General features: G+C 59.1%; 10 protein-coding genes, 1 tRNA gene and 1 pseudogene. 3 read left to right on the top strand and 9 right to left on the bottom strand.

Annotation, left to right across the window (positions count from 1 at the left end):
• Positions 1 to 101, top strand: a pseudogene (locus CKO36_RS20410) (IS982 family transposase); the annotation flags it as partial.
• A gap of 80 nt (positions 102 to 181) precedes the next feature.
• Here CKO36_RS20410 and CKO36_RS07365 read toward each other — a convergent pair.
• The 8 genes from CKO36_RS07365 to CKO36_RS07330 form a co-directional block, all read right to left on the bottom strand.
• The gene (locus CKO36_RS07365; RefSeq protein WP_200282704.1) at positions 182 to 1,498 is read right to left on the bottom strand and encodes a cation:proton antiporter; all 1,317 of its coding nucleotides are present in this window, start codon (positions 1,496 to 1,498) and stop codon (positions 182 to 184) included.
• 330 nt (positions 1,499 to 1,828) lie between these two features.
• Positions 1,829 to 1,919: transfer RNA gene (locus tag CKO36_RS07360), tRNA-Ser, on the bottom strand.
• A gap of 198 nt (positions 1,920 to 2,117) precedes the next feature.
• Positions 2,118 to 2,342: a carbon storage regulator CsrA gene (gene csrA, locus CKO36_RS07355; RefSeq protein ID WP_200282702.1), complete on the bottom strand. Its 225-nt coding sequence runs from the start codon at positions 2,340 to 2,342 to the stop codon at positions 2,118 to 2,120.
• 201 nt (positions 2,343 to 2,543) lie between these two features.
• Positions 2,544 to 3,782, bottom strand: a complete 1,239-nt coding sequence (locus CKO36_RS07350) for an aspartate kinase (protein ID WP_200282699.1) — start codon at positions 3,780 to 3,782, stop codon at positions 2,544 to 2,546.
• 52 nt (positions 3,783 to 3,834) lie between these two features.
• Positions 3,835 to 6,438 (bottom strand): alanine--tRNA ligase, encoded by a 2,604-nt coding sequence (gene alaS / locus CKO36_RS07345; RefSeq protein WP_200282697.1) that lies wholly within the window; start codon positions 6,436 to 6,438, stop codon positions 3,835 to 3,837.
• A 31-nt stretch (positions 6,439 to 6,469) separates the two neighbouring features.
• Positions 6,470 to 7,000 (bottom strand): regulatory protein RecX, encoded by a 531-nt coding sequence (locus CKO36_RS07340; RefSeq protein ID WP_338053436.1) that lies wholly within the window; start codon positions 6,998 to 7,000, stop codon positions 6,470 to 6,472.
• Positions 7,001 to 7,056: 56 nt separating this feature from the next.
• Positions 7,057 to 8,199, bottom strand: coding sequence for a recombinase RecA (recA, locus tag CKO36_RS07335; RefSeq protein ID WP_200282694.1), 1,143 nt, complete (start codon positions 8,197 to 8,199; stop codon positions 7,057 to 7,059).
• A gap of 169 nt (positions 8,200 to 8,368) precedes the next feature.
• Positions 8,369 to 8,878 (bottom strand): CinA family protein, encoded by a 510-nt coding sequence (locus CKO36_RS07330; RefSeq protein ID WP_200282691.1) that lies wholly within the window; start codon positions 8,876 to 8,878, stop codon positions 8,369 to 8,371.
• 98 nt (positions 8,879 to 8,976) lie between these two features.
• Here CKO36_RS07330 and CKO36_RS07325 point away from each other — a divergent pair, with 98 nt between their 5' ends.
• Together CKO36_RS07325 and CKO36_RS07320 are read left to right on the top strand one after the other, a co-directional pair.
• The gene (locus CKO36_RS07325; protein WP_200282688.1) at positions 8,977 to 9,258 is read left to right on the top strand and encodes a cupin domain-containing protein; all 282 of its coding nucleotides are present in this window, start codon (positions 8,977 to 8,979) and stop codon (positions 9,256 to 9,258) included.
• A gap of 19 nt (positions 9,259 to 9,277) precedes the next feature.
• Positions 9,278 to 9,826, top strand: coding sequence for a DUF302 domain-containing protein (locus CKO36_RS07320; protein ID WP_242469445.1), 549 nt, complete (start codon positions 9,278 to 9,280; stop codon positions 9,824 to 9,826).
• On the opposite strand, the gene CKO36_RS07315 is transcribed toward CKO36_RS07320, so the two are convergent.
• Entirely contained in the window at positions 9,823 to 11,559 is a 1,737-nt protein-coding gene (locus tag CKO36_RS07315) for a GGDEF/EAL domain-containing response regulator (RefSeq protein ID WP_200282685.1), read from the bottom strand. The genes CKO36_RS07320 and CKO36_RS07315 overlap by 4 nt on opposite strands.
• Positions 11,560 to 11,668 lie beyond the last annotated feature (109 nt).

Raw genomic sequence — 11,668 nt, 5'->3', positions numbered from 1 at the left:
AACGATTGCTACCCAAACATATCCACAGCGTGACCGCTGCCGGTTTTGAACTCAAGACAGCATTCTTTATCCTGGCCTGTAGCCTCAATTTCCTTTTCTGAATCAGCCAAGGTGGCAACTTGGGTTAAGTATTTTCAGGGAGTTGCCTAAATTGGTGTCCTGATTTTGGGGGCCACTATAGTCACACATGCTGCGGTACATCGGTGGCTGTGTCTGCTTCGGCGGCATCCGAATCTGGTGTGGCGCGGCCAAATTCGCGATTGGTGCTTTGATTGAAGGCACGAATCAACGGTGCCAGGGTGAGTCCCTGTACCATGATGGAAAATACGACAATTATATAGGTCACGGTGACGATCAGATCCCGGGTCGCGCCCGGTGGCAACGACAGTGCTAGCGCGACTGAAATGCCGCCCCGAATACCGCCCCAGGTCAGCACTGCAACTGTACTGGGCGAGACATTGCGGAATCCGCGATAGATCCCAAGCGGCATACCTACACTGAGCGCACGCGCGAGCAAGACCAGTGGGATCATGAGCGCGCCGGCAAGCAGAAAATGCTTGTGCAGGGTGAGCGCCAGCATTTCCAAACCGATGAGCACGAAGAGTATGGAATTTAGGGATTCGTCAATTAATTCCCAGAACTCATCCAGATGCTCCTGGGTTTTGGCGGACATAATTCCACGACGGCCCTTGTTGCCAATCATCAGACCGGCAATGACCACGGTAATCGGAGCTGACAAATGGATATGTTCAGCCAATGCATAGCCACCGCTGGCCACGGCCAGGGTAATCAGCATGCCAACTTGATAGTTGTCGATGCGCTTGAGCATTTCCAAGGCTATCTGGCCAACAATCAGACCAAAGAGCACGCCACCGATGGCTTCCTGCGCAAAGAGTGCCAATACATGGCCGAGGCTGACCGTTTGCCCCCCAACTGTAATGTGAAACAGCACCATGAAGAGCACCACGGCGATGCCGTCGTTAAACAACGACTCGCCGGTGATTTTTGTCTCCAGACTCTTGGAAGCGCCAGCGCTTTTGAGCACGCCCAGTACAGCGATGGGATCGGTGGGGGAAATCAGCGCGCCCAACAGCAGGCAATACAGGAAGGGAACATCGAACCCAAGGAGCAGAAAAACCACATAAGCCATCAGACCGATCATCAGGGTCGCCAGTAAGACGCCGATGGTGGTCAGCGTTGCAATGGAATTGCGGTGTTGCGCTAAATCGTGGATATTGACATGGAGTGCGCCAGCAAAAAGCAGAAAGCTCAGCATACCGTGCAGCAAAGTCGCATTAAAGTCCACGCTCGACAAGAGCTTGCGCGCATCCACAGCAATGTACTCATTCAACGGCAGAGGCAGCAGGAGTGTCAACGAGAGTCCCAGCGCCAGCATCATTAAGCCAATTGCGGTTGGCAGCTTCAAAAACCGTGCATTGACCCAGCTAAAGACCGCCGACAGGGAGATCAAAACAGCAATGATATCGAACAGATTCATCGTTCGGGCCCCTCGCGCTGGCCCAAGTCAATTACAATATGCGGGAACCCCTGGTGTTCTGTTCCAGACGCATTGACGCTACGCTCAGCTTGGACTTTGTGCCGCAAAACCTCGTCGCGCGTGCAAGTGCACAGGAGTGCCAGCAGCGGACGACCGCCGGGTTTGGCGGTACTACGGGAGCAATCCGAGTTGCAGTACCACACCAAGGTGCGTGCCAGAGACAGTTGAATTAGTCGCTCTGGATGCGCGTTTGTATACTCGAATCTCGAATGTATACCGACGCTTAGAGCGTTAAAAAAGGCAGGATAGACAGGGAATTGCAAAACTGAATGGCGGAGAGAGAGGGATTCGAACCCTCGATGGGCTATTAACCCATACTCCCTTAGCAGGGGAGCGCCTTCAGCCACTCGGCCATCTCTCCGGTGGGTGAACCGCTATTGTAGCAAAGGTGGGCCGCGTTGTGGGAAGCTTTTGTTGTGCGAAATTTGCGCTGGCGCCGAATTGGGGGCTTTGCCTGCTCCTAGAGGAATCCAACCCCGTCCAGAATGAAACGATGGTTATTTTTCCAATCACGGAAAAAATGACACAGCCTGTTCTGGACGCGGTTTGGTGAGGGGATTTAATGCTCTGGCATCAATCCAGATGGCTCATGGTTAAGGCCTGGTTCAGCTTCAGGCGTTTGTTCCTGGCGGATGCGTTCGTAGATTTCTTCGCGATGGACGGCGACATCTCTGGGGGCGTTGACGCCGATGCGAACCTGATTGCCCTTGACACCTAAGACAGTGACTGTGACCTCGTCACCGATCATCAATGTTTCCCCGACCCGACGGGTTAATATCAGCATGGTCGTGTCTCCCTGTTATCCCATTTTTTCGCGTTGCGATCCATGTCTTCCGGTTCCAGAGACAGCGCCCGAGAGGAGAGTCGCGTGCGATGCAACTGGAGATGAGATCGCGCGTTATCTGTTGGCGATCAGTGATCCGCCAAGTTGAGTTTACCAATTGTTACGCCTGGGCAATAGTTCCGCTATACAACTTTTTCCGGATCAGACGGGTGGCTGGATACCGGCCTGGTCCAACCCGAAGGCGCGATGCAGGGAGCGGACGCCGAGTTCGAGATATTTTTCGTCAACGACCACGGAGATTTTGATCTCGGAAGTGGAGATCATGCGGATGTTAATCCCCTCGGTGGCGAGGCTTTCGAACATGCGACTGGCGATGCCAGCATGGGAGCGCATGCCCACCCCCACCAGGGAGATTTTGACAATGGCCGGATCGCCCAGCACCTCACGCGCGTTCAGACCGGCGCAGGTGTCATGCAGGATGGCCAGAGCCCGATCGTAGTCGTTGCGATGCACGGTGAAGGTGAAATCGGTGGTGCGTTGATCGGCGGCGACGTTTTGCACGATCATATCGACTTCGATATTGGCCTCAGACACTGGGCCAAGGATGCGATGGGCGATGCCGGGCTGATCCGGTACGCCGAGAATGGTCAGTTTGGCTTCGTCGCGGGCGAAGGCAATGCCGGCGATCTGGGCGTCTTCCACAGTGTCGTCCTCGAAAGTGATCAGGGTGCCGGCGCCTTCCTCGAAGCTGGAGAGGACGCGCAGGGGCACACGGTATTTGCCGGCAAACTCGACGGCGCGAATTTGCAGCACCTTGGAGCCGAGGCTGGCCATTTCCAGCATCTCCTCGAAGGTGATGCGCTCGAGCTTGCGCGCCTGGGGTTCGATGCGCGGGTCGGTGGTATAGACGCCATCAACATCGGTGTAAATCTGGCATTCATCGGCCTTGAGTGCGGCGGCCATGGCGACAGCGGAGGTATCCGAGCCGCCGCGCCCGAGGGTGGTGATGTTGCCCTGTTCATCGACGCCCTGAAAGCCGGCCACCACCACCACGCGACCGGCGTCGAGATCAGCGCGCACCCGGGCAGCGTCGATATCGCGGATACGGGCTTTGTTATGCGCGCTGTCGGTGAGCATGTGGACTTGGGCGCCGGTGTAGGAGCGCGCCGGGCAGCCGCTGGCTTCGAGCGCCATGCTCAGTAAAGCGATGGTGACCTGCTCGCCGGTGGACAGCAGGACGTCGAGCTCGCGCGGTGAAGGCACGGCCTGAAGCGCCTTGGCCAGTCCAACCAGACGATCAGTCTCGCCGGACATGGCGGACACCACTACGACCAAGTGATGCCCCTGGTCGCGGCTCTGCTTGACGCGGGCGGCAACATGCTGGATGCGCTCAATGCTGCCGACCGAGGTGCCGCCGTATTTTTGAACAATCAATGCCATTGAAGAAGGGGATGATGGGTTGGTTTGCGGTATTGGGGGGTGGGTGTGTGTGTTAGTGGCTGCGTTCCCGCACCCAGGGCTCGACCAGCGCCAGGGAGGCGGGGATGGCGGCAGGGTTGTTGCCGCCAGCCTGAGCCATGTCGGGGCGACCGCCACCTTTGCCGTCAACTGCAGCAGCAACCACCTTGATCAGATCGCCAGCTTTGAAGCGGTCGGTCAGATCCTTGGTCACACCGGCAATTAGGCTGGCCTTGCCGCCCTGTTCGGTGGCCAGTACCAGCACGCCGGAGCCGAGCTTGTTTTTGAGCTGATCGAGCGTCTCGCGCAAGGCTTTGGGATCAACGCCATCGAGCTTGGCCGCCAGAACCTTGATGCCATTGATGTCAATGGCCTGATCGGCCAGTTCGGAGCCGGCGGCGCTGGCGAGCTTGCCCTTGAGCTGTTCGAGTTCTTTCTCCAGGCGGCGGGCGCGCTCGGCGAGTTGGCTGACTTTCTCATCGACATCCTGCGTCGTGCCCTTGACCAGCTCGGCGATGCGCTGCAAGCGAGCCTCCTCGGTTTCCACCCAGTGCAGTGCCGGGGCGCCGGCGACGGCTTCGATGCGGCGCACGCCGGAGGAAATGCCGCTTTCTGAGAGAATTTTGAACAGGCCGATATCACCGACCGCGCGGACATGGGTGCCGCCGCACAGCTCAGTGGAAAAATCGCCCATGCGCAGTACCCGCACCTGATCGCCGTACTTTTCGCCGAACAGGGCGACGGCACCGGAGCGTTTGGCATCTTCGAGCTCCATAATCCGCGTCTCGACGGTGTGGTTATTGCGGATTTCGCGGTTGACCATGTGCTCGATGCTTTGCAGTTGCTCGCGCTTGATGGGCTCGAAGTGGGAGAAGTCAAAGCGCAGCCGCTCGGGGCCGACCTGGGACCCGCGCTGCTGCACATGCTCACCCAGAACGTTGCGCAGCGCGGCATGCAGCAGATGAGTGGCGGAGTGGTGCAGAGCGGTGGCTGAGCGGCGCTCGTTGTCCACTTGCGCGCTGATGCTGTCGCCGACCTGCAATTCACCGCTGAGAACCCGCCCATGATGGCCGATGACGCCATCGCCGTACTTCTGAGTGTCGAGCACTTCAAAGCGTGCGCTCTGGGTTTCGAGTACGCCGGTGTCGCCAAGCTGGCCACCGGCTTCGGCGTAGAAAGGCGTCACATCCAGAATCACCAGACCGCTTTCGCCCTCGGCCAGGCTGTCGCGTTCCTCGCCATCGCGGTACAGCGCAACCAGGACGCATTGATCGGTCAGCCCCTCGTAGCCGGTGAAGTCGGTTTTGCCTTCGAGTTCGAGCTGATCGAAGTCGCCACCACCGAATTGACTGGCGGCGCGGGCGCGTGCCTTTTGTTGCGCCATGGCGGTTTCAAAGCCAGCCATGTCGAGTGTCAGGCCGCGCTCGCGGGCAATGTCGGCGGTCAGATCAGCCGGGAAGCCGTAAGTATCGTAGAGCTTGAATACCGCCTCGCCGGGAATCTGGCCATCCTGGGCTTGGGCAACGACGTCGTCGAACATGCGCAAGCCCAGTTCCAGGGTGTCGGCGAAGCGTTCTTCTTCAGTGTGTAGTACCCGCTTGATGTAATCCTGTTTTTGGACCAGCTCCGGGTAGGCGCTGCCCATTTCGGCCACCAGCGGGGCGACCAAGCGATGAAAAAACGGCTGTTGTTGGCCGAGTTGATAGCCGTGGCGAATGGCGCGGCGGATGATGCGCCGTTGGACATAACCGCGTCCCTCGTTGCCGGGGGTCACACCATCGACAATCAAAAAGGCTGCGGAGCGGATGTGATCGGCAATGACACGCAGGGATTTGCTGCTGTGATCCGTACAGCCGGTCACCTCGGCGGCGGCGCGAATCAGATTGCGGAACAGGTCGATGTCATAATTGCTGTGCACACCCTGCGCCACGGCGGCCAGGCGCTCCAGTCCCATACCGGTATCGACCGAGGGATGCGGCAGGGGACTGAGCTCACCGCTGGCGTCGCGGTCGTACTGCATGAACACCAGATTCCAGATTTCAACATAGCGGTCGCCATCGGCCTCGGGGGTGCCGGGCGGACCGCCAGGAATCTCCGGGCCATGGTCGTAGAAGATTTCCGAGCAGGGACCGCAGGGGCCGGTGTCGCCCATGGACCAGAAGTTGTCTTTCTCGCCGCAGCGCGAGAAGCGGGCTGGATCGATCTTGAGTTCTTGCAGCCAAATGTCGGCGGCTTCGTCATCCTCGGTATAGACGGTCACCCAGAGCTTGTCCGGGGGCAGATGCAGCACCCGGGTTAGAAAGTCCCAGGCGTAGGTGATGGCCTCGCGCTTAAAGTAGTCGCCGAAGCTGAAATTGCCCAGCATCTCGAAAAAGGTGTGGTGGCGGGCGGTATAGCCGACATTTTCCAGGTCGTTATGCTTGCCGCCAGCGCGCACGCAGCGCTGGGCACTGGCGGCCCGGCTGTAGGAACGCTTGTCGCGACCGAGAAACGTGTCTTTAAACTGCACCATGCCCGCATTGGTGAACAGCAGGGTGGGGTCGTTTCCCGGCACCAGGGGACTGCTCGCGACCAGACTGTGATCCTGCGCGGCGAAATAATCGAGAAAAGCTTGGCGAAGTTCGGCACTGCTGTTCATAGTGGGCGTCTTGTGCGATCTCGGGGCGTCATCAGGGCGAAAGGGTGTCGTCGTGACTGAGCAGACGGGCAATGAGGTGCGCGGGAAAGCCGCGATACTCCAAAAAGCGCGCGCGACGGGCCAGTGCCCGGCGCTGAGCGCGGCGATCATCCGGGGGGTTGGCCAGAGCCTCCTCCGGGTTGGCGGTGCAAGGGCGTGTGCCATGGCGTTGTTGATCGGCGCGACACAGCAGCTCAAAACAGCGCTCATCGTTCAGGTGCAGATGGCTGTCGATCAGTGCGTCCTCAATGCCGCGAGCCTGGAGTTCGGCACGTACCCGCAGGGGGCCGAAGCCCTTGGCCAGGCGCTCGGCGACATAGGTCTCGACCATGCGCGCATCCTGGAGTTGGCCGCTGTGCTCCAGGTCATCCAACACGGCGGCAATTTCCGGTGCCGGCAGGCCGCGCTCGCGTAATTTGCGCTCCAACTCATAGCGACTGTGCTCGCGGCGACTTAGCAAGCTCAAAGCGCGCGCGCGAATGTCAGCCACGGTCGGCGTGGCGGAGTCGGGAGCTGAGGTCACGATGCTGAAGTCAGACGGCTGATCAGAAGGCTGGGGTTAAGCAACCGGGATGCTGGTTAGTTGTCCGGTTCGCTGGGACTCTCGGTGGCGGCGTTGTCAGCAGCGGTGCTCTTGGCGCTGGCGGCCTTGGCGCGGCTACCTTTGGTGCTTTTGGGCGCTGGCGTTGCGGGGGCTTCGGCGTCGGCGGCATTACTCTCGGCTGCTGGCGTGCTTGGCAGCAACTGGGCCCGGATTTTGGTATCAATGTCGGTAGCCATGTCCGGATTTTCCTTCAGGAAATTGCGCACATTGTCCTTGCCTTGACCGATGCGCTGACCGTTGTAGCTGTACCAGGCACCGGATTTTTCAATAATGTTGCCAGCCACGCCCAGGTCGATGATCTCGCCTTCGCGCGAGATGCCTTCGCCATAGAGAATGTCGAAGGTGATCTGCTTGAAGGGCGGGGCGACCTTGTTCTTGACCACCTTGACTTTGGTTTCGTTGCCGATGATTTCCTCGCCCTTTTTCAGCGAGCCGATGCGGCGGATATCGAGCCGCACCGAGGAGTAAAACTTGAGTGCGTTGCCGCCGGTGGTGGTCTCCGGGCTGCCGAACATGACGCCGATTTTCATGCGAATCTGGTTGATGAAGATGACGATGGCGTTGGAGCGCTTAATATTGGCGGTGAGCTTGCGCAATGCCTGGGACATGAGGCGCGCTTGCAGACCGACGTGCGAATCGCCCATCTCGCCTTCAATTTCCGCCTTGGGTGTGAGTGCGGCCACCGAGTCCACCACCACCAGATCAACAGCGTTGGAGCGCACCAGCATATCGGTGATCTCCAGCGCCTGTTCGCCGGTGTCGGGCTGTGAAACCAGCAGCTCTTCCATGTTGACGCCGAGCTTTTCAGCGTATTGCGGGTCAAGTGCATGCTCGGCATCGACAAAAGCGGCGGTGCCGCCGGTTTTTTGCGTCTCGGCCACCACATGCAGGGTCAGGGTGGTTTTACCGGAAGACTCGGGGCCATAGATTTCAACCACCCGGCCGCGTGGCAGGCCGCCAATGCCCAAGGCGACATCCAGGCCCAGTGAGCCGGTGGAGATGACATCGATATTGCGCACGGTGCCAGCATCGCCCATGCGCATGACCGAGCCTTTGCCGAACTGCTTTTCGATTTGGCCCAGTGCGGCGGCCAGGGCTTTTTTGCGGTTGTCGTCCATTGTCTCTCCGGTCTGCGCGCAGTGCGCTGAGGCGGTGGTTGAGAATGTGCTGGCACTAAGAATATCACACAGACGGCCGGCTTCGTCATCATGCCCCCTAGCATGCTTCCTGGGCCGGCGTGCGCCAGGCCGCCCTGGCAGCGGCGGGTCTCTCGCGTTGTGGCAGGCGCTATGCCAAGATGTCGCACAGGCGCAGCAGGCTGTGATGAACCGTCTGGCGGCGGATGACGTCGCGTTCGCCCTGAAAGTGCCAGGTTGTCACATGCGGCGGTTGATTCCGGGCGAGCTGATCGCACGTCATGCAGGCGCAGCAGACCGTGCCAACCGGGATGAGCGCTGTGCCACCGCCGGGGCCGGCCAGGCCGGTGACAGCGAGGCTGATGCTCGCCTGGCTGCGTTGCAGTGCGCCACGGGCCATGGCGGCGGCGACCGCCTCGCTGACAATGCCCGCGTCTTGCAGGAGCTCTGACGTCAGACCGAGCATGGATTGCTTGGCTTGGGGGCTGTAAGTGACGAAGGCGCCGTCGAACCAGGCGCTGCTGCCAGCCAGCTCGGTGCAGACCTTGGCGATCCAGCCGCCGGTTAGGGATTCGGCGGTGGTGAGTTGCCAATTGCGGGCCTGGAGCTGCTCAGCCAAGCGGCTGGCCATTTGCTGCAGCTGGGCGTCAGTTACCGACATGGAACTGGTCCCGCCAGGCGGCGTCTGGGGCTGCGTTCCACCGGTGTGGTGAAGACTAAAGATTTTAAGAAAAATGCGTTGAACAAAGGAGTTGCACCATGTCTGAGCAAGACATTCTCTGCGAACACAAACCCTCGCCGGCTAAGCTGGAGGTTTTGGGCGTCGAACAGTGGCCGATTTGGCGCAAGAGGCCGTCCACCTTTGAGTGGCAGTATGAGCAAGCGGAGACTTGCTACATTCTGCGCGGTCGCTTTCAAGTGACGCCTCAGGGTGGCGAGCCACAGACCTTTGGCCGGGGCGATTTGATTACCTTTCCCGCTGGTTTGAACTGTACCTGGGAGATTACTGAGGCGGTTGAAAAACATTATGATTTTGGCTGATATAGCAGAAACAGCACTGATGCAGAAGACATTGATGCAGGAGAAAAAAATCATGCGAGTGAAGTTTATGCGGTCACTTGGGACCGTCGCGATGCTACTGACCCTGAGCCTGGGGCTGAATCTGGTGCTGAATTCGGCGCAGGCGGGCGATGATCCGATCGCGCAGTCGGTGATTAAACTGCCGTTGGCGGATGGGGTCAGTATGGACGACGCCGTCGATTCCATGAAGCTGCGCGCTAATGTGCTGAATTTTAAGCTGGTGGCACAGCTGCCGCTGTATAAAGAGCTGGAGGCCATGGGGATCGAAAGCGGGCGCATGGAGATTTTTCAGTTCTGCGATGCGCGTATCGCCCATGAGATGTTGAAGCATAATCTGGACTTTGCCGCCTATCTGCCGTGCCGCATTACGCTCATCCAGGATAACGATGGCAAGCCCTGGCTGGTGACCTTGGATCTGAATCAAATCATGCAACAAGTGGACTTGCCAGCGGAACTTGAGGAGCAGGCCAAGCTGGTGCGTGACAACATCGAGTCTATTATTACCGCCGGAGCCAACGGCGATCTTTAGCCGGAACCGAGCATCGGGTGCAGATAGCCTTCCCTCAGCAGGGCTTCGACCTCGGCAGCCGGTTGCGGTCGTGCCAGGCCGAAGCCTTGTGCGAAATCACAGTCATGACGGCGCAGAAAATCATACTGCTCCTTGGTTTCGATGCCCTCGGCGATGACTTCAAGTTCCAGGCTCTTGCCGATTTGTACGATGGTTTTCAACAAGGCCTCGGACTTGCGTGATCTGCCCACGGTGCTGACAAAGGAGCGATCCACCTTCATGGCATGGAAAGGGAAGGCTTGCAGGTAGGTCAGAGCGCTGTAGCCGGTGCCAAAGTCATCCAGTGCGATGCGCAGCCCCATGTCACCGAGCTGGGTTAGCAGTTGATGAGTGCCGGGAAAATCCTCGATCAGCAGGCTTTCGGTCACTTCCAGTTCGAGTTGCGCGGGCGGGAGCGCATAGCGCTTGAGCGCGTTTTCGAGTTGCTCCAATAGATTGTTACTCTGGAACTGGCGCGGGGAGAGGTTAATGGCTACACGCAGCGCGGCTTGGTCGGGGAGTCGTTGCAGCCAGTCGCGCGCCTGGGCGCAGGACTGGTCAATAATCCATTCGCCCGCTGGGATAATCAGGCCGGTTTCCTCCAGCAGCGGAATGAACTGATCCGGTGGCACCACGCCTCGGCTGGGGTGGCGCCAGCGCAGCAGCGCTTCGACGCCAACGATGCGTCCGTCCGCCAGGGAAACCTGGGGTTGATAGACCAGAAAGAATTCCTCGCGTTCCAGTGCACGGTGGAGTTCACTTTCCAGCTGAATTTGCTCACGCACTCGGGCGTCAGTGGTGGCATCAGAAAAGGCATAGCTCAGATCCGTCTGGGCGCGGGCGCGGGTGAGTGCGGTCTCGGCGCGCGCGAGCAGCTCAGGCGCGTGGCGACCGTCTTTGGGGAAAATGGAAGCCCCAATGTGCACGGTGGGGCGAAAATCGACCTCGTCGATTTGCAGAGGCGCATGCAGTTCGTCAAGCAGATGTTGTAATTGATCAGCGAGATTGTTGAGGTGCGTGGTATCCATCCCCAGCAGGGCGATGAGAAAGCGGGTGCCGTCGATGCGACCGATGATGGCCTGGCGGGTGGGCAACAGGCTGAGCATGCGGTCTTTAAATGAACACAGGAAGCGATCACCTGCCTCATGGCCCAGGGACTGGTTGACGCGGTTGAAACGTTGCAGCGCCAGCACCAGGAAGGCCACCGGCTCGTCCTGGCAGTTGGCCAAATTGTCTTCAAGCAGACGGATACAGTAATCCCGATTGGGCAGGCCGGTCAGGCTGTCGTACTGGGAGTAAAAGCGCAGGCGTTCTTCCTCGGCCTGGCGCAGCGTCAGCATGTTCTCAATGCGCACCAGGAGTTCGGCGCGGTCAAAGGGTTTGGTCAGGAAGTCGCGCGCGCCGCCCTGTAGGGCGTGCAAGCGGGAGGCCTGATCGCTCTGCGCAGTGAGGATAACCACTGGCGGGCAGTTATTCTGGAAGCTGCCCTGGAGCTGTGCGAGGACAGCAAAACCGTCAAGATTCGGCATGTTGAGATCAAGTAGAACCACGCCGGGGCGATGATGCTCGACCAGTGAAAGTGTCTCGCGCGAGTCATTGGTGGTCATCACCGAGGTGTAGCCTGCTTTCGACAGGACTTTTTCCAATACCTTGGTGTTGGTCGGCTCGTCATCGACCACCAAGATGGTGTAGGAAAGCAGCGGATTCGAGGCCATTGCAGAGCTAGTCGCTTACCGTTTTGTTGATTGGAAAGACGTTTTGCGTTGCGCTTGCCCTGTGCATTCCTGAGGATAGGGCAACTGCAAAAATACCAGCGTGGCCAGT

This window comes from Rhabdochromatium marinum (assembly GCF_016583795.1).
Lineage (GTDB): Bacteria > Pseudomonadota > Gammaproteobacteria > Chromatiales > Chromatiaceae > Rhabdochromatium > Rhabdochromatium marinum.
Note: the sequence above shows the minus strand (reverse complement) of the source record. Positions and strands in the feature narration are given on the sequence as shown.

Excerpts from the sequence above, each read along its gene's own strand:
- CKO36_RS07350 (WP_200282699.1), bottom strand. The coding sequence starts at position 3,782 with ATGGCATTGATTGTTCAAAAATACGGCGGCACCTCGGTCGGCAGCATT.
- recA (WP_200282694.1), bottom strand. The coding sequence starts at position 8,199 with ATGGACGACAACCGCAAAAAAGCCCTGGCCGCCGCACTGGGCCAAATC.
- alaS (WP_200282697.1), bottom strand. The coding sequence starts at position 6,438 with ATGAACAGCAGTGCCGAACTTCGCCAAGCTTTTCTCGATTATTTCGCC.
- csrA (WP_200282702.1), bottom strand. The coding sequence starts at position 2,342 with ATGCTGATATTAACCCGTCGGGTCGGGGAAACATTGATGATCGGTGAC.
- CKO36_RS07325 (WP_200282688.1), top strand. The coding sequence starts at position 8,977 with ATGTCTGAGCAAGACATTCTCTGCGAACACAAACCCTCGCCGGCTAAG.
- CKO36_RS07315 (WP_200282685.1), bottom strand. The coding sequence starts at position 11,559 with ATGGCCTCGAATCCGCTGCTTTCCTACACCATCTTGGTGGTCGATGAC.
- CKO36_RS07320 (WP_242469445.1), top strand. The coding sequence starts at position 9,278 with ATGCAGAAGACATTGATGCAGGAGAAAAAAATCATGCGAGTGAAGTTT.
- CKO36_RS07365 (WP_200282704.1), bottom strand. The coding sequence starts at position 1,498 with ATGAATCTGTTCGATATCATTGCTGTTTTGATCTCCCTGTCGGCGGTC.
- CKO36_RS07330 (WP_200282691.1), bottom strand. The coding sequence starts at position 8,878 with ATGTCGGTAACTGACGCCCAGCTGCAGCAAATGGCCAGCCGCTTGGCT.